This window comes from Bradyrhizobium macuxiense (assembly GCF_001542415.1).
GTDB classification, from domain to species: Bacteria; Pseudomonadota; Alphaproteobacteria; order Rhizobiales; family Xanthobacteraceae; genus Bradyrhizobium; species Bradyrhizobium macuxiense.
This window is the reverse complement of the sequence record NZ_LNCU01000100.1, coordinates 1-17908: the sequence shown is the minus strand read 5'-3', so window position 1 is coordinate 17908 and position 17908 is coordinate 1. Positions and strand designations below refer to the sequence as shown.

General features: G+C 57.7%; 16 protein-coding genes and 3 pseudogenes. 2 read left to right on the top strand and 17 right to left on the bottom strand.

Annotation, left to right across the window (positions count from 1 at the left end; genetic code table 11):
* Window positions 1–345 precede the first annotated feature (345 nt).
* On the top strand, window positions 346–651 hold the full coding sequence (locus AS156_RS45680; protein ID WP_283807952.1) for a hypothetical protein: 306 nt from the start codon (window positions 346–348) through the stop codon (window positions 649–651).
* Here the strand turns inward: AS156_RS45680 and AS156_RS30235 are convergent.
* Together AS156_RS30235 and AS156_RS30230 are read right to left on the bottom strand one after the other, a co-directional pair.
* Window positions 624–1643 carry a phosphotriesterase family protein gene (locus AS156_RS30235; RefSeq protein WP_283807953.1) on the bottom strand — a complete coding sequence of 340 codons (1020 nt, stop codon included), beginning with the start codon at window positions 1641–1643 and terminating at the stop codon, window positions 624–626. The two genes, AS156_RS45680 and AS156_RS30235, sit on opposite strands and share 28 nt — an antisense overlap.
* 780 nt (window positions 1644–2423) lie before the next feature.
* Window positions 2424–3902: an MATE family efflux transporter gene (locus tag AS156_RS30230; RefSeq protein ID WP_066512513.1), complete on the bottom strand. Its 1479-nt coding sequence runs from the start codon at window positions 3900–3902 to the stop codon at window positions 2424–2426.
* A 631-nt stretch (window positions 3903–4533) separates the two neighbouring features.
* Between AS156_RS30230 and AS156_RS43080 the strand changes: the two genes are divergently transcribed.
* Window positions 4534–4686: a hypothetical protein gene (locus AS156_RS43080; RefSeq protein WP_160331167.1), complete on the top strand. Its 153-nt coding sequence runs from the start codon at window positions 4534–4536 to the stop codon at window positions 4684–4686.
* A gap of 298 nt (window positions 4687–4984) precedes the next feature.
* On the opposite strand, the gene AS156_RS30220 is transcribed toward AS156_RS43080, so the two are convergent.
* The 15 genes and pseudogenes from AS156_RS30220 to AS156_RS30160 all read right to left on the bottom strand — a co-directional run.
* Window positions 4985–5218 carry a hypothetical protein gene (locus tag AS156_RS30220; RefSeq protein ID WP_066512509.1) on the bottom strand — a complete coding sequence of 78 codons (234 nt, stop codon included), beginning with the start codon at window positions 5216–5218 and terminating at the stop codon, window positions 4985–4987.
* A 23-nt stretch (window positions 5219–5241) separates the two neighbouring features.
* A complete protein-coding gene (locus tag AS156_RS30215) occupies window positions 5242–6078 on the bottom strand; it encodes a transporter substrate-binding domain-containing protein (protein ID WP_082747814.1) in 837 nt (278 codons plus the stop codon).
* 244 nt (window positions 6079–6322) lie between these two features.
* The gene (locus AS156_RS30210; protein ID WP_066512505.1) at window positions 6323–7057 is read right to left on the bottom strand and encodes an aspartate/glutamate racemase family protein; all 735 of its coding nucleotides are present in this window, start codon (window positions 7055–7057) and stop codon (window positions 6323–6325) included.
* A 639-nt stretch (window positions 7058–7696) separates the two neighbouring features.
* A pseudogene (locus tag AS156_RS43575) lies at window positions 7697–8041 on the bottom strand (carboxyl transferase domain-containing protein); the annotation flags it as partial.
* Between the two features lie 82 nt (window positions 8042–8123).
* The gene (locus AS156_RS43570) at window positions 8124–8378 is read right to left on the bottom strand and encodes a hypothetical protein (RefSeq protein WP_201456127.1); all 255 of its coding nucleotides are present in this window, start codon (window positions 8376–8378) and stop codon (window positions 8124–8126) included.
* Between the two features lie 155 nt (window positions 8379–8533).
* Window positions 8534–8686 (bottom strand): hypothetical protein, encoded by a 153-nt coding sequence (locus AS156_RS43565; protein WP_201456126.1) that lies wholly within the window; start codon window positions 8684–8686, stop codon window positions 8534–8536.
* A gap of 4 nt (window positions 8687–8690) precedes the next feature.
* Window positions 8691–8921, bottom strand: a pseudogene (locus AS156_RS46135) (hypothetical protein); the annotation flags it as partial.
* A 145-nt stretch (window positions 8922–9066) separates the two neighbouring features.
* Window positions 9067–9425: pseudogene (locus AS156_RS46130) on the bottom strand (ATP-binding protein); the annotation flags it as partial.
* A 1243-nt stretch (window positions 9426–10668) separates the two neighbouring features.
* Entirely contained in the window at window positions 10669–11955 is a 1287-nt protein-coding gene (locus AS156_RS30190; RefSeq protein ID WP_160331166.1) for an NAD(P)/FAD-dependent oxidoreductase, read from the bottom strand.
* A gap of 138 nt (window positions 11956–12093) precedes the next feature.
* On the bottom strand, window positions 12094–13086 hold the full coding sequence (locus tag AS156_RS30185; protein ID WP_066512492.1) for an NAD(P)-binding domain-containing protein: 993 nt from the start codon (window positions 13084–13086) through the stop codon (window positions 12094–12096).
* A 187-nt stretch (window positions 13087–13273) separates the two neighbouring features.
* Entirely contained in the window at window positions 13274–14116 is an 843-nt protein-coding gene (locus AS156_RS30180) for an enoyl-CoA hydratase/isomerase family protein (RefSeq protein ID WP_160331165.1), read from the bottom strand.
* Window positions 14091–15650 carry an AMP-binding protein gene (locus tag AS156_RS30175; protein ID WP_066512481.1) on the bottom strand — a complete coding sequence of 520 codons (1560 nt, stop codon included), beginning with the start codon at window positions 15648–15650 and terminating at the stop codon, window positions 14091–14093. The genes AS156_RS30180 and AS156_RS30175 overlap by 26 nt, the downstream gene beginning before the upstream one ends.
* Before the next feature lie 16 nt (window positions 15651–15666).
* A complete protein-coding gene (locus tag AS156_RS30170) occupies window positions 15667–16518 on the bottom strand; it encodes an amino acid ABC transporter ATP-binding protein (protein ID WP_082747480.1) in 852 nt (283 codons plus the stop codon).
* Window positions 16511–17158, bottom strand: coding sequence for an amino acid ABC transporter permease (locus AS156_RS30165; protein WP_066504111.1), 648 nt, complete (start codon window positions 17156–17158; stop codon window positions 16511–16513). The genes AS156_RS30170 and AS156_RS30165 overlap by 8 nt, the downstream gene beginning before the upstream one ends.
* On the bottom strand, window positions 17155–17908 hold a 754-nt coding region (locus AS156_RS30160), incomplete at its 5' end, for an amino acid ABC transporter permease (RefSeq protein ID WP_066512479.1). The genes AS156_RS30165 and AS156_RS30160, both read right to left, overlap by 4 nt.

Below are 17908 nucleotides of genomic sequence, written 5' to 3'. Positions count from 1 at the left end.
ACAACGCGATGCGCATCAGCCACGAAGCCATCTATCAGACTCTGTTATTCAGAGCCGGGTGCGTTGCGCTGTGAAGTGAGGGCCCGCTTGCGAACCTAACGAGCGTTAAGGGTACCCAGAGCGCGCGTGCGCCGGCGAAGCCAAGGCTTTGTCTCACTAGAGATCATGACCAGCCAACGCTGCGCCGAAGCAGCCAACTGCGCGAACTCGTTAGTACTACCCGACGTGGCACTGACCCGAGCATCCTCATTGCTCGACCGAGAAAGCCCTTAGGCTGGAAGACAACGGCAGAGGCGCACGACGAGTTGCAGCCATAAGCAAAAATACTGGTGTTGCGACGATCGATTGAATCCGCCCAAGGCCTCATACGACTATCGATGCACTCCTGTCGGCCGCCGCCATCACTGCATCCATGAGCCGCAAAGCCGACTATTACGACAATGCCCCAATGGAGAGCTCTTCCGCACCTCGAAGACCGAGGTCGTTCATCATCGCCAGCACCAGACCCGCGCCGAGCCCCAGCGCATCTTTAGCTTCTTCGATGCCTTCTACAATAGAACCGGCTCCGTTCCGCCATCGGATGTCCCGATCAAGATGGAGAAAGAAATGCAGCTTAAACCCGCTCAGTTTTTTGGGATTGCGGGCGCATAACGTACCTGCTTCGTCGCCTTTTCCGGGATTCCCTCACCGGCGAAGAACCGTCGTGGATTGTCCTCGAGGATCGAGTCGATGTCCGACTGGTCGACCCCGCGGCTATGCAGCAACGGCATGAAGTCAGTGAACATGTAAGTGTAGGTTGGCGACATCAGCTGTTCGAGGTTCGCAAACTCCTCGGGGCGGAACTGGCGGAAGAACCTTCCAAGCCAACCGCACCAGCGGTCCTGGCTCATGATGATCTGCGACCGAAAGCCGTCGTGCACGAGCTTCGCCAAATTGTCGGCACGAACCTCGTCCGACTGCAACGGTGTCGTTCCAATGTAATCGAAACCGATATAAGAGTCAGCGTCGACGATACGGCGATGGTAAGAGGGATCGGGGTTGATGCAGCAATGGCCGATCAGGCAGTGGTGCGCGGCAACGCCGCCAGCCTCGAACAGTTGTTGTTGCTCGGGCCCAGCGCAGCCCTTGGTCGTGTGGGTGATGATTGGCACTCCAGTTACCTTTTGCGCGATGCACGCAGCAGAAAGGAACTTCTTCTCGAGCGCAGTGACCGTGGGCGCTCCCGTTGCGACTTTGATCGCGCCGGCCTTCACACCAGTGTCGCCAATGCCGCGCGCGATCTCGCTGATGTAAAAATCGGCGATCTCATTGGCGGTGCGCGCGCGCCAGTAGATCGGAAGCCCCCTTTCCTCATGGTAAAATCCAGTGGTGCAAACGATGTGCATTCCGGATCTCTCGGAAATCTCTTTCATCATGGTGACGTCGCGGCCGAGTTCGATCGGACATGGGTCGACAAAGCTGCGTACTCCGTACTCGGTGCGCAGCTCCACAAGGCGCTGAACCGCCTTCTTGATGAATTCCGGACGATCGAATTTCGCGAGCGGATCGAACGAGGCGCCGTGAAAAGCGATGAACAGATGCTCGTGCATCAGTGTCCGTCCCAGGCACTCGACCGGGATCGGCCCTGTAACCGTCTGAACCATGCGTTGCTTCTCCTCGTATTGTGACGTCTTACCTTGATGTTGTGGAGGGAATGGCTGAACCTCAGCAATGCACCGGGGACGGCGCATCGCTGATCCGCGAGGGTCGACCTTTTACTTTCCGGCGAAACTGGGGAGTCGCGCTCCGCAAGGAACGCTCACCTCAGCATACGGTCTTACGCACTTATCCCTTCGTTACACCAACCAATGTGCAAGCTGCCAGCTGGGTTTCCAACTACCATTCTCTATAGCTGCACTATTCACTAGGCCCTGGCGATACCGCAAAACGTCAATCAGCCATCCACGGGGCACTGGCTGCGCTTACGGCCTTTCTGGCCAATGCGCGATGCCATGGGTACGCACGGAGTACAGTACTGCGCGAACCAAGCGTCGAACGAAGCCGGCCATCTCGTGCGCGGAAAGGAGAGAGACCTCTACAAAAAGGTACGCCCCTCAATCGTGCCTTTTTGACGAAACCGCATGAACCAGGGGCTATATGAAGCCAGGTTCTGGCATGGCGCACCTTCTGGCTGATGATCGTCGTATGCAGAGCATCGAGCGCCAACGGTGATTCCGCTCAGGCAGCAAGCCATGAGAGAACCCACGGACGTGGCCTCAAGGGCTGCGCTCCACGCTTTGGACGGCTCTCAAGCGGCCGGCAAGGAGGGGCCGCTTAGTGTCATCGGCTTTGGGAACGTCGATCGGACGCATCGGCCGGGCGTGGACCCACAGCGGTGGCGCGGATCTTATCCTTGGTCCTCTTCGCACGTCGCGACCATTACCTCATCGATACCGCGTGCCGCTTTGTGGCTGGTCCACAATGGGCCTTCTTGGAGCTCCGTTTTGAAGAGCGAGCTTGTTCGTCAGCGCCAGGAAACGCAGGATAAGAAGCGCTGCGTAGACGGTTGTCCCGATCGATAAACCGATCCAGACACCAACGGCGCCTAATCCAATTTGTAAGCTTAGTGCGTAGCTACTTAACATGCCGACCAGCCAATAGCCCACGCCAGTAAACAAGAGTGGGATCCGTGTGTCCTTCAGCCCGCGCAGGCATCCCATAGCTATGGTTTCCAGTGTCTCAGTGATGACGAAGCTTGCGGCAACCAGCAGAAGGGTTCCAGCCAATTCGATCGTCGCGTCCGCTTTGTCGCCCGCATCGTCCAGAAACATTCGCACAAGCTCCAGGCGAGCGGCAATCACGATAACCATCAATACTGCGGCGATTGCCACGCCGAGTAGCATCGCAACCAGGCCTGCGCGCCTGATACCGGGATGGTCGTTGCGGCCAACCGCATGCGCGACGCGCACGGTCGCTGCCATACCAATTCCGATAGGTATTTTGAACAGGATCGCGGCGATGTTGAACGCGATCTGATGAGCGGCAAGTGCGGTGGTGCCGATCAGGCCCATCAACAGTGCAGCGGCCGAGAAAAGCCCATACTCCATGAGAAGGGCCATCGAACTCGGTGCCCCAATCACGATCAATTCTCGCATCAAGGGCCAATCGACATGCCAGAGATGCGCAAGTAAGTGATAATCGCTGAAGGGACGACGCCTGATGGCGAACCAGAGGGCGACTAGCAGTATCGCGCAGTTCACTAGACTTGTGGCAAAACCCGCGCCGAAGAGCTCAAGCCGCGGTAGCCCGCATCTGCCATACACTAAGAGATAGACCAGCAGGAAATTGACAGGAATGGCGGCTAGTGTGATCCACAAGAGCGGCTCTGGCCGCTTGACCGCAATCATGAAGCTCCGGAGAGCCCGAAACCACAGCACTGGCAGGATGCCCCATGCGAGCCCGAATAGATATTGCTGAGCAAGCCGCGTCGTTTCCGGGGCTTGGCCAAAAGCAACCAGAATTTGTTCGCCGCAGAGCGCAAATGCTATGATCGGCAGCGACAGTAGTAATGCGGCCCAAAGGCCCACCCGGAGCGAACGGCGCACCAAGCCCGGATTGTCACTGCCAAAAGCCTGCGCCGCCAGCGGGGCAACGGCTGACATTAAGCCCGTCCCGAATGTCAAACCGACCAAATAGATTCTACTGGCCAGCGCGGCCGCGGCGAGGGCGTCGGCGCTGATGTGGCCGATGAAGGCGAGATCTGTTATCATCATCACGGCCTGTCCGAGCTCCGCCAGCACGCTTGGCAATGCGAGTTTCGCGGTCTGGCTCAGCTCGACAGCGAGCCGAGCCGTCCGTGTCTTCAATCTCAGCCCCAGCGCGATACCAGTTGTGTTTCTGATATTTTTTTCTATCGGAATCATGCTGCTCAGTCGCCTCCGTGGAGCAAACGCATCTTTTGCTCTTCGAAAGATGTTTTCCTCGCCTGCCGGAGTCGCGCAGTACCGCAATTCGATCTATGTGCTGCTTCGCAGCAACATTTCAACAAGGACCATCAGCGCCAATTATCGCTTTGCGTCTTATGAGAAAAAAAGTGGGACGTATCGCGAGACGAAACGGTCGACGAAAGCATCGCGCAATGGGTCCGGCGCGAAGCGTGGCCCGGCTCGGGCGTCGATATGCGAAATCGTTCTTTGAGACCGATACCGGCGGCAGAAAATTTCGCGTTTGAACCCGACAAATGGCGCGAAGCGAAAAGCGATCATCTCGTAAGACATTGCAGTCATCTCTTGAGCAGTCTCTGACAAGACCACCTCTTCAAGCCTCGTGCCAACTCCGAGAGCTTGGTTTAACAACGCTATTTGCCGAGCGGTTTTTTTCGTGGCCTCGACGCGATGTCGGAAATTCGACAATCGACGTCAGGGGCGCTCGATCGCGAGTTCAACGCTAATCGCCCTCGGTGCGCCCGATACGCCGACCGCACCTCACTTTCTACCAGGGTCGATGCAATGAAGGTCACAATTCAAGGAAAGGCACAACTCAGCGGACATACGAATGGTGCTGCTGCGTCTGGCGAACGGTGGTAACGCCAAGCTGAGCGCCGAGATGCTTGAGTTGGCCGCAATGGTATTGAGCTTTTCGGCCGCGGACCAGGACCGCATAGACGACGACGCTTTTTTGAGGCCTGGGCGGCGGCGATCAGGATGAGAATCAAGGACAAACTATTGTCGCTCCATAGCGGGCGCAAATAAGGAACGGCGAAGGACGGGGTCGGCCGCCGACAGTACGACCTTGACCCTTGTGTTGGCCGCGGTCATTGCGAAGGGCGCAAGGCCTGCGAGGGCTGCAGCCTGCTCGCGGCTGATCGGGCATACGGATCAGAAGCGCAAGCGCAATGCGTTCGCCGATCCCTGGCAATGCCGAGCACCAGATCAAGGCGAGCGGCCAGATCCTTGTGAGCGCGTAGTTGTTTAGCAAGAGGATGGATCGGCGAGCCAGCGTGCCGTCAGCCTGGAGTCTCGCCGAGCACCAAGCGTCGCAAGACGGGCTGATCGATGTGCTTAAGCCGCGTCTTGCAGCGCTTGATGTCATCCTCAGCCTGCTCGAAGGTCAGATATTCGGCCAGTTCTGCCAGGCGCGATCGGGATGTGGACGGCCCGCCCACCGGATTTCCAGCGCCGTCATCAGCCCACAATGCCGGGCCGATGACCTCAATTCTTTCCTGCCGGTGCTCATCCATTCCGTCTGCGTTTCTCTTGGGACTTACTTACAGCTCGGCACGAGCTCACTAGCCCGGTGAACCTTGGAGAGGACGTCCCAGTTTGGGAACGGGTAAATCTCTTTCATCGCACCATTGCTGCGTAAAAGGTCGAACTGCTTGTCGAATGCGTCGCGGAAACGGATATCTTCCATACGGAATGCTACGCCAACCCCATTCACGGGCGACTGCTTGTCAACCACCACCTCCAAGCTTTTCTGTTCCGGATTCGGGATGGTGAATTGACCAAGAGCGAAAGCGTTTGCCCGGCCGCCTCTAATCGTTGCGATGCCGGCCGCAATGTCAGTGACGCGCACGAGTTGCTCGGGCTTCACTCCTTGCTTCAGCGCGAAGGCTTCCTGAAGAGACCCTCTAACGACAGCCAACTTTACGTCTTGGCTTTGTGCAACACTTGAGTAGCCCGTAAGATGCTTCGGGTTCCCGATTGGAACGTAAACACCGTCCTGCGAGGCATAGACGGGGCCCGTAAATACTACCGCCTTGCAACGCGCCTCCGTGTATCCCAGATCTGGCGCTACGAGGTCAACCTGATGGGCCTGCAGCGCGGGAATCAAGGCGTCATTCGCTAAGAGAAGCGCCTTCATCGCCGGTAACCCCATTCCCTTGAGCGCGAGGTTGATAATATCAGCGTCATAGCCCGTTGCCTCTCCAGTCGGTGACACGACCAAGTAAGGGGGGCTCGACGCCGCAGCTACCCTGATCTCACCAGACTTCCGGATGGCGGTGGGAATCGGATCGTCAGCTTGTCCGAACGAGGATGGAGAATAGCCCGCAAGTGCCAGAAACACCATCCACGAGAGCCTTAACTTCATCCTACGCATATTGTTCTCCTGCGGTAGTCAAATGAATGGACTTCTCCGTTCTTCGGAGAAAGGAAGTTGCGACTTAAGCAAGCGCTCTTTTAGTCCCGCGTCATGGCAAATCGTGGTAAGATAGTGTCAGGACCTACGTTCGGTGGGATCAGGCATGTGGCCGCCCCATCATCAAAGCCGGAATTGATCGCGACAACGAACATGCGAAGCAGTGCCGCACGTTCTCCTGCGCCTCGGAAGCGATCATGCGGGGTTACGCTCCGAGCAAGGCTTTGGCGAATGCAGCGATGTCCCAGGTCGGCACCCGGAGGGCCGCGACAATGTCGGCTCTGAACTGCGGCATAGCGGTGCATTCCAAGACGAGTGAACCGATCTCGGTGAAGGCACCGGTCTGACGCTCTTGAAAACACGCTTCAACTATCTCTCTGCGCAGCGCCTCGGTATCCAATAGGGATTTAGCATACCGGTCTGGATTCATGAACAGTGACCAGGTCGGGAGATGACCGCTTCCGACAATGCGTAGACGAGAAAAATCCGGATGGTCGGCAAGCATTTTTCCCGTGTAATCCTTGTCGAAGGTGAGGATTCCAACCGGCCGGCTGCTTGCTTCGAGAGCGCAGGGTAGGAGCTGCAGGCCACTCAATAAAGTGGGCGTGTTCGAACGCACCGCCGATCGCGCACAGTACATATAGCCGCAATTCCCGACGATCAGGTCGCAGAGTGGCGCCAACTGGTCGACGGCCGCTGCAACGGCCTCAATGGCAGCCGGCGATCCTTCAAGTAGTCCGGTCCCCCCACCCCAATCCGCAACGGCGTGCGCTACGGGGACGGGCCAGAAGTCAGGGTGATGGAAATAGCCGGTTGGTACGCCTGGATGAGGTGGGAGACGGGCGAAGGGGTCAGGTAAATTTACCGTGTCAGGCATGCCGACAGCGTTTAGGTTAATGATGCCGAGGCGCAGGCCGGCATCTCTTGTCGTCAGGGTCATGAGTGCAAATCCTCGAGAGCTGTTGTGAAAACCGTTGCGTACCGCGACAAAGGTCGATCGCGAACTCCAGCGACGCCGACCACCTGCAGGACGTGATTCCGTTGATTGATCCCAACTTTCATACAAACCTTCGCCGGCGAGCCAATACCAATTTTGCTATCATCAATACCAGATTGGAATGATCTAAGGAAATAACAGTAGGTCTCCAGCGCGGCCTTGACGAATGCCCAAGCGTACGTCCAATCACATCAGGATCATGCCCGCTGCCGTGGCGAGAAGTCGCAAACTATTCGATCGCGACCTCATAACGCTTTCCCCAGTTGGTAGTACCTAGACTCCCAGCGGCTCCGGGGTGAGCGGCATTCTCACTAGTGCGCCGAGCATCGAGGCATGATCCGAACGTGCAGCGCCACCTTTGCTATTTTGCCAACTATCTGTTGGAAGCCGTCTTGCATAATAGCCTCACCAAGCGCGAGCCAAGAACACGTCTCCGCCAGGATCGATCACCGGAGCGATCTTGAACATCGCGGCCATGTTCGTCACCCGACCATTCTCGTATTGCCGCGCGACGCGCTTGCGATAGAGCGCATCGCGTTCCTCACCCGGTGCGGCGGCGTCAAGCTCCTTGCGGAATCCTAGCTAGCTTACAGCCTTCCGGGCCATCATGCCGAATTCGCCGGTCGAGACGGTGAATACCGGCCCTTCGAAGCCGCCGACGGTCATCGCCTGCGCGCCGAGACCGTAGCCCTTGCGGGTGATGACGGTGCAGAAGGGTACGGACAAGTGTGAGGCAACGCCGAACATTCGACAGCAATGCCGCACATGTGCTCGCGCCTCGATATCGGGTCCGACGATGAAGCCGGATATATCGGTCAGCGAGATGAGGGCCAGGCCGTGTGCGTGACACAACTGCATGAAGACCGCGGCCTTGTCGGCGGCTTCTACGTCGATCACGCCGCCGAGGTGTCTGAGATCGTTCGCGAATACGGCGACAGATGGCCTACGATACGCGCGAGCGCACTGATCAGGGCGCCGACCCCGCGCTTAGCTAAGCACCGAACCGATGTCAAATAACCGTCGAGGACGCGCCGCATATCGTATGCGCGCAGGCGGTTCTCCGGCACCGCATGCCGTAGCAAACGCGAGTCAGCGCAGTTCCACTGCCGATCGATCCTCGGAAGTACAAAAGGTAGGGCTTCTTGGCGGCAACCGCTCCGGTTTCGTCCTTCACGAGCACGTCGATCACTCCATTGCGCGACTGCACGTTGCTCGGCCCAATCTGCTCCAGGCTGAACGTGCCAAGTCCACCACCTTCGATCATAGCCGAACCGCCCATGCCAATGTTGCTGGGCTCGGTGGGCTATGACGATATCGGCGCAGCCGAGCAGCGCGGCATTGCCTGCGAAGCACCGGCCGTGCACGATACCGGCCACCGAAACCACGCCCGAGAGCGCCGCAAAATGCGAGAATGTGTGGCTATTCAAGCCAGCGATGATCGGCCGTCCACATCTCCCGGCCGTCCCCCCCCCCGCCTTCCGCGAAAAGGACCACGGCCAGTTTAAGCTCGTGAGCGAGCGCCAGCATGCGGTCCTTCTTTTTTTGGCGCACGCGCTGTTGATCGAACTGCATTCGCTCAGCGACCGCGCGCAACAGCGGGTGGGTTCGTCGCGATTGCCTCGATTCGCGTCTCGGCGAGCGCCCGGCGTGACCTGCGCGCAACGTCGCTAAAGTTGGGCCCACGCGAATGCATGATCAGCTTAGCCAGAAGCGGGTCGTAATGAGGTGAAGGCTGCACGCCCGCAGCACTGTGCGTGTCGATACGAACGCCGGGGCCTGTTGGTAAGTCAAAACGCGAGAGAGTGCCGGTCGAGGGGCCTGTGCATCGAGCACCTCGGCATTGATTCGCCTACTGAATCGCAAAGCCCTGCGGGTTCGGAGCACGCGCGGGATCAAGGCCAATCGAAGCAGTGTTGTGCCCGCCGCGACTGCGATCTGCAATTGCACGAGATCTAGCCCGTTACCTCTTCGGCTATCGTGCACTCGACTTGCAAGCGCGGATTGGCTTCGATGAAGACGAAAGGCAGGTCGGACGATGTTTCGTCAACCAAGAATTCGAACTTGCCGAGGCTGCGGTAGCCGACCTCACGCGCATCTTCAGCGCGACGTTTTGAATCTGTTCACGCCGCCGCGCGGAAAGAGCCTGACTGGGTGCAATTTCAATTAGCTTCTGGAATCGGCGCTGGAGCGAGCATTCATGCTCGCCCAGATTCATCACCTGCCCGCGTCGCCAATGAGCTGTATCGATGTGCCGCGCACTCGGCATCAGTCGCTCCGCGTATACGTCAGCTGTGCCGAAGGACGGGGCTTCCGATACGCGGCGCGCATAAGCGACTCATCGCCTACGGCGCGCATGCCGCGTCCTAACGCCGCCTCCGATGCCTCGAGCATCATGCCCGCACCACGCTGGTACGTGGGAATTCGCGCGCCTGATCGGACGGCACCCACCTTCCGTGCCGGGTATAACGGCCACCTCGCAATGCAGCGCGAACGCAATGCGCGAACTCTGCGCGCTCAGATAAGAAGCTGTAATCCGGAGCATCGCGTCGGACCGTTAGCGGCTATCAATATCGATCGGCTCCCGCGCGTTCAGGTAGGCGGCTGGCCCTGAGACTGCCGGCGCGACAGCGTCGTCCGTCAGTGCGACGTGGGGAGCGTGCTCGTCATCCCGCGCGGACTTGGCTACGCTGTGTGCGCCCATATCTTGGACCCCGCGCACGATGCGCAAGGCCCTCACTACTGCTCGGGTTCGTGCACGACGGCAGGAGAGATGTTCTCGCGATTCTTTCCGTCCGGCACGCCCAATACTACGATTGCCCGCCGGCAGGCGTTGACCTCGCCTATGAAGCCGCTCGCTGAGCTCAACTCTTAAGGTGAAATAGGAAGCCCCATCGAAAGCTTCTCCATACTCGATTGGGATCAATGATTCTAAGGATCATGGGACATCGTCGCCCTCGATTCTGAATATCCCTTGCGAGTACCGCAAGCGATTTTCCTGTCCAAGCTCAATCCACGTAAGACTGACAACCTGGCGTCCGAGAGGTGCCGGCCGGCTGCTGTCCGTCCTTACACCTCTTCCTGCAGAGGACGCGAATGCACCATGAGCAGATTCTCGTGAGTGAACCTCCTCCGAGCTCATGCTTCCGCTCAAGCTTGGACGCGACATCGCGATCTCAGAGGAATGTCATCGGATACGGCCACCGGGCGTGCAACGGCTTCAGGGGATCCACCGTCCCGGCGACGTCTCAATATCTTCCTCACGTCGCAGCCGGTGCAGCTTTAGCTCATCGGTAGGTTGTATCATCGACCCACATGCGGCGCAGGAGTGCTGCGAGTTCGGCGTTTCGAGCCTTGCCGCTTGGGAATGTCCATTGACTCAGCGTTCGAGCTAAGAGGACCCAGTCATAGGGACATTGGCGGCTTCATACAGGTCGAGCGCACTATCTCATCGCCGACCAGCGCGATCCCGCCTGTAATATAGGATGGCCGACGCTCGGCACGTCATCACGGCCACTAGGCGAATAGTTTCGCAAGCAAGTCACGCACCTGTAGAATCAAAATCTGTGCACACTCATCGCGGAGATATCGATATGAGGTTCTTGCCCCGCGACCAAAGCTGCAAGCAGCTTGGCTGTTGCTGGTGCCTGCGTGAGGCCGGTATGGCCATGGCCAAATCCATAAAACAAGCCACGACAGAACCGGGCAGGACCGATGCATGGCAGGCCGTCAGGCGTGGAGGGTCGGTGGCCCATCCATTGATCAACCACCTTGTCGGATACCACCGGCGGCGATTGGAGAATACTCGATAGCCATTGATGCAGAATTTTGGCTCGGCGCCAATCGGGAGGAGCTCCGACACTTGCAAGTTCGACTTGTCCCGCGATTCGCAATCCCTGCCGCATCGGCGTGATACCCATTCTTCCATCTGTAGGCATGATCGGACGATTGATGGTCTTCCCCTCATCCGCAATCATGACATGATAGCCACGTTCTGATTCGAGCGGAACGCGGTCTCCCGCAGCGGCCGCCAATTTCTTCGAACCAATGCCCGCCGTAAGGACCGCCTGTGCACATTCTATGGAGCGCTCATCAGTCATAATCGCCTTAAGGCGACCGCCTGAAATCATAAGACCTTTTGCCTGCGCCCGGATGAATTCGCCTCCTCGATTTCGGATCAGTTCGGCAATTGCCTCGCAGTACGCTTTGAGGTCCGTCACATGACATTCCTCTTCGAGCAGCACACCAAACTGGTAGCGATCGGATATGTTAGGCTCGTGTTTCTGCAAATCGGCCTTGTCCAACTCGGTCACTTTGAATCCCAAGCGCCGACGCATCTCCCAGTAGAACTGGCTCGCAAGAAAATCGGATTTCTCTGGGTAGACGAAAAGCGCACCCTTGTGTTCGACCAGATGGCTGACGCCTGCCTCGGCAGCCACCCTCTGATGATCTACCACGCTGTCGCGGCAAAGCTCGAAGCGTAGCTTTGCACATGCTTCAACCTTTTTCCAACTGCGACCGGCCCAAAAGAATCTGAGGAGCCACGGCAACAGGCGAGGCAAGTGCTGCCAACGGATCACAAGTGGTCCCGATTTGTCCACCAGTAATCGTGGTAGCTGACGCCAAAGGCCGGGTATCGAGACTGGCATGAGCGCTGCGGGAGAGACCCATCCGGCATTGCCGTACGACGCAGCTTGCCTGCCGCCGGGATCGCCAGGGTCAAGAATGACCACATGTCGACCTGTCCGTTGGATCTCCAAAGCAGCGAATAGCCCCACGATTCCGGCACCGATTACCACGACCTTCATTTCATCACGCGACTGGGATTTAGCCTTAATGTCCATCTCGTAAGCGAGTCCTAAGTGAGTGTTTGGCATAGATGACCAGTGTCGATTTAGGCGCAGACCGTGGCCCGAGCAGCGTGCCACAATCGGACACCGAATCCACCCGGTAGTCGGTTCGAGCTGACCACAACCTCTACGTCATACGTCACCCGGCTCAAGAGGAATCCCGAGGCCCTTCAGCCTCGAGTTCACAAGCGCGCGGGCACCCAATGCCACATCGAGAACACCAAGCCCTCCAAGAAGAAGCAAAACCCTGCCTTCGTTCTCGGGCACGTGAATCTCGCCAGACATCAAGTTGCCGACGTCAGTTGCAATTCTTCCCCAGCCCGCGCCGCCCTCGCGAAAGTGGCTACTACGTGCCTTCATGCCTTCGGGATCGTCAACGACAATCCAAGCTCCAGCAATCAAGTCGAAATCGACTTCGCGCCGTGAGCCGAGCGAGCAAACAATTGCGTCTTCTCTTAACCACTCCGTACGGACAACGTTGCCATCATCAGGTCCGGAAGTGGCGGTGAAGATCACATCAGCATCACGAACAGCCTGGTGAATATCGGCAGTCGCGTAAAGGTTCAGGTTACCTCGAACTGATGAGGCGACCCGGTCGCACGCATCTCGGGAGCTCGACTCAGTCCGTGAGCCTACCGCGATACAATCGATGGCCTGCGTCGCTGCCAAGAGCCTCACCAAGGCACGCCCGATGTGGCCTGCGCCGATGACGGCTGCATTTGTTAACGGACGACGCGCGCAAGCGAACGCGGCGGCAATAGCCATCGCGGCAGTTCGGTCGCACGTGAGCTGCGTAGCGTCGAGCACGCCCTCAAGCAGTCCCGTTTTTGCGTTGCAGATCAGGATCGTTGCCGGGACACGCGGCGCATTCCTTGACCAGTTCGCACTTGGGACGACGAACCATTTGAGCCCGGCCGAAGAGTCTGATAAAATGCACCCGGAAAGGCTACCCATGTAGAGGTGATCTCCTTCGACGCTCACTCCGAAGCCCGCTTTGGGTCCTTTGATGACATCTGCCGTGTTTAACTGGCGGAGCATCCGGCTGACGATTTCGTATATCTCCTTGTCAGAGAGGCATGACTGAACAGTCTTGGCATTTAGGTAGAGTGGTGTTGCGGTGGCCATTTATTACCTCGCTGGCTGCGTAGGCAGCCGCTTTTCAGCACTGCGACGTTCTAATAATTGAGCATTTCCTTTAGGGATGCACCATCGTCTAGAAGGCAGCAGCAACGATCGCATTCATGCAAGCTTCGGGCCGAGAGCACCCTGTGCTTCCAGGAAGAGTTCACTGGGTGAGGACATAGATTGCTCATCACCCCCCATGTGCATCCGTCTTGCGGTCACGGCGGTTCTCGAAGAATTGACTAACTTGTCTTTGGGCTTCACCATTCTCAAATGCTTCGCGATATACAGCAATCGCCCTCTTCATAGCTTCGGCATATCGTTCTTTGTCGAACTGGCGGTTCGCAGCTTTCGAGAGTTTAAACGCTAATCGAGGTTGGTTCGCCAGTCGACGGGCAACGTCCAATGCAGTGTGGAGCACCTTTGATTGTTCGACGATTTCATTGACGAAACCCAGTTGCTTCGCTTCTTCGGCCAGCATCAGACGTCCTTGCAGCGAGAGTTCGTAGGCTCGGCTACCAATACGTTCCCACATTAGCCAAGTGCCGAAAACGCTCGGTAGCCCCGAGTTCACCTCCGTCTGTCCCATCCTCACGCCTGGATGGGCGACCACGTAGTCGCAAAACTGAATGAGTTGGAAACCGGAGCCAGCGGCAACTCCGTTGACAGCCGCAACGAGCGGCTTGCTGAAGCTGCGCACAGCGTCATAGCACGCGATGAAGCGCTCAAGGCCGGCGCTGACGGCGTCGCTGTCTGAATTTGTCTCTCCTAAGTCCGCACCGGCGCAAAAGGCGTTTGGACCTGCCCCTGTGATGATGAGCGCGTCCACATCCTCAGCTTCGTTCGCGTCCAGCAGTTTTCGAGTAAACTCTTCCCGCAAAGCCTCTGTCCAAGCGTTGTAGCGCGCCTGCCGGTTAATGGTGAGCACGAGCATCTTATCCCTTACGTCAGAGACTAGATCGTTTTGGGCGTATGGAAATCTGTATTCTTCTGCCATCTTTCTACCTTCAAACACTTCGCGTCGGTTTTGCACCGGCCTTCTCGGCGTCCCACGCATTCTGGAGATCCACTGGAATCTCATTTTTCTTGATGCGCTGGCTCGGTCCGCGTGGGAACTCATCGACGAACCGTATGAACCTCGGTACCTGGTAATAGGCAAGCCGGTCCGCGCAGAAGTTGATGATTCTGAGCGGATCCTGCTCCGCTCCGGTGCGGAGCTTGACCACCGCCATAATCTCTTGATCGTGCTGTCCAAGCCCCGAATCAACCCCGATCACTGCAGACTCCTCCACATCGGGAGCCGCGTTGATCACACGCTCGACTTCCCACGCTGATACGTTCTCACCTCGCCGACGCATCGCGTCCTTCTTTCTTCCTTTGAAGTAAAAGTTACCATTCTCATCGAACATGACGAGGTCGCCAGTGAAAACGCTCCCCTCCCGAAGCACTTGCGCGGTCTTCTCCGGTTCATTCCAGTAGCCACTCATCACAACGCCGGTGATCTTTGGTTTTAATACAAGTTCCCCAAGCACGCCTGGACCGACGCGTTTGCCTTTCTCATCAATGACCCAAGACTCGAGCTCTTCGATGGGAGTACCCATCGATCCAACCACGCCGCGCAAATTCATGTGAGTGAAGCTTTGGGCTTCCGTAAGGCCGTATCCTTCGCGCACTTTCAACTGGAATCTATCTTCAAACTTGCGCCAACTGTCGGCTGGACAGCCGCCCCCCCACGCGATCGAGACTGTGTTGTTGCGCTCACTCTCCACTTTTGGTTGCGCCAGGATGATGTTCACCACACCGCCCAAATAGTGGAACTTGGTTGCACCCGCCTCGGCAATATCGTCCCACAGACGCGAGGCACTGAAACGCTCTACCAGATGGCACCTAAGTCCCTTCTGCAATGCGATCGCCATTGTCTGCCAAGCGCCGTGATAGAACGGCTCCCACAGGAAGTAGACGTCCTCGCGCTGCGCGCCCGAAATAATGGCCGCGTTCTTTGTGGCAACCCAGAAAAACCGTTCGGACAGCACAGCCCCTTTAGGGGCTCCTGTCGTTCCCGATGTGTAGCTGATGAAAAGCGGATCGTCGGGGGACCGCGCCACCGCGCTCCATACTGCGCGACTGGCGCGCAGCAGCGCATTGAGGTGGATTTCACCCTTGCCGTCGATACCATCTTCGAACCAAAGCACGGACGGCCGCCGCGTCACCGCCAACAGGGATTGGCGGATCGCAACCGCATACAAGCGATTAGCAATAAGCAGGCGCGGCTTGGCGCTATTAAGCTGGAGTTCTAGCCCGGCGGCTTTCAGGTGGATGCTGAACGGGACCGAGATCGCCCCGATCCACGCGATAGCAAGAAAGAGCTCCATGTGCTCAATCGAAGGCGACAGCATGAGACCGACACGATCGCCAGACTTCACTCCAGCTTCCGTCAGGGCGCCGGCCATCTCCTGGACACCGTTACGTAGTTGTTCGAAGGTCGTTCGTTGTCCTTGGAACGAACAGAACACACGCTGGCCGCCGTCTTCGGCGCGGGCTTGGAGGAGGTCAGAGAGAATCTGCATCGGTATGGTTGGCCTTTCAATGGTTCAAGACTGACTGCAGGAATGCACGCGTACGGTCGCATTCGGGATAGCTAAAAATTTTGTCGGGCGAACCTTGTTCAATGATACGGCCAGCGTCGAACACGGCAATACGGTCAGAAACCTCGCGCGCAAATCGCATCTCGTGTGTGACGATCAGCAGGGTCACCTTCGTCTCGTGCGCCACGCCTCGCACGACGTCGAGCACCTCTCCGGCAAGCTCCGGGTCTAGAGCCGAGGTGATTTCGTCAAGAAGGAGTATCTCAGGTTTCAAGATAAGCGCCCGCGCGATAGCGATGCGTTGCTGTTGGCCTCCGGATAGCTGGGCGGGATATGCATGAACTTTACCTTCCAGACCTACCATTCGAAGGTATTCGAGCGCGGTGTTCTCAGCCTGCTCCTTTGACTGCCTCAGCACGGTCGTGGGCGCCAGAACCAAGTTCTGCAGCACGGTTAGATGGGGAAAAAGATTGAATTGCTGAAACACCATGCCGCACCGACGACGGATTCGGGCCTCCTGCGAGGTAGACAGCGGTTTGCCGGCAGAATCGAAGAGGATACTTTCGCCGAAGATCCGGATGTCACCCCCGGTGGGCTTTTCGAGCGTCATCGCCAGGCGCAACACAGTCGTCTTTCCCGAACCGCTGGGGCCGATCAGCGTAACCTTTTCGCCAGGCTGCACTTGCAGGTCGAGATCGACCAGCACACGATGAGCGCCGAAGAATTTCGAGATCCTTTCGAATTCGATAGCCCACTTGGCATGTTTCGATTTGGGAGCGACTCCATGCGCTTCCGTCGCTGCCTCGGGAACGAAAGGTCGCGAGTGGCTAAATTCGGCTGCACTAAGCATGCTTGTCCTTGTATCGGGAGAGGAGATAGAGGAACGGCAAATTCATCGCCATATAAATGATGCCGGCAAGCGTGAAGGGCTCAAGAAAACGGAAGCTTTCGTTACCAGCCACCTGAGCCTCGCCCATCAGCACGGGCACTCCGATCGCAAAAAGCATCGCTGTTTCCCGGAATAAGCCGAGCACGTAGTTGAGCAAGGCGGGGACAGCCCGTTTGATCATGAGCGGAACGAGGACGCGTTGCCACGTGACATACTGGCTCAAGTTGAGTGCCACGCATGCATCGCGCAGTTCGGTTGGAATCGTGATCAGACTGCCTCGGTAAACTTCCGAGCAATACGCGGCGTAGACAACACCTAATACGCCGATGCCGATTGGTATCGCGGGAATTGTAATTCCCAGTTGGGGGAGCACATAGAACGTGAAATACAGCAGTATCAGAATCGGTACGCCTCGGGCGAGTTCGAGCCAAAAACGCACAAATGTCCGCCCTAGCCTAGTACTCGCAATTTCCAGGATCGCAAGGAGCAGCCCTCCGATCAGCGCAATTGCCGAACTCGCGAGCGTTACCAGGATGGTGTACCAAACGCCCACCATAAGGTTCGGCACGATCTCCACGGCGTAGCTCCAATCCCAAGTCATTGGGCGGCTCCTGCAGGTGCATACGCGCTCGGCGCCCTAGCGGCTCGCAATGCGCGGTTCAACGGCAACACCTGCTCAAGCTCGCGGAAGACGAGGCCACAAAGAACGGTCAGGATCCAATAAAGGACCGCAAGAAGGCAAAAGACGATGGTCGTCTCGAAGGTTTGGGCGCGGACGTTGTTCGCGACATAAAGTATGTCCTGCACGCCGATGAAGCTCACAATCGAGGTCCACTTGATCATGCCCCTCGCTAGGCTCCCGAAAGCGGGCACTATCTGCGAGAGCGCTTGTGGTAGCACCACCTTCGTGAAACTCTGGAATCTGCTCAGTCCAAGCGCGTGGCACGCATCGGCTTGTCCACGATTCACTGCCTCAATGCCAGCACGAACGATCTCGGCGCCGTATACGGCTCCATCGAGCGCCAGCACAAGAATCGCCGCCGCGAGAGGGCTGAGCTGCGGCATGCCCGGCAGCAGGGGCAATGCATAAAACACCCAGAACAGGAGAACCAACGCGGAGGGGCCGCGAATGCACTCGATGAAAACCATCGAAAGCACTCGTATCACCCCGGTCCTGGAGACCCGCAGTACGCCTAGCATGATCGCGCCCAACGCCGCACCAAGGATGATGCACGAGCTCACCCAAACTGTAACCCATAGGCCCTGAATAAGCACGGGCCAGTACTCAAGCACGGCTTCCACAGCACTGCACTCCTTACTCGCAGCCCGGCACCATGTCGCCAGCCTTGGT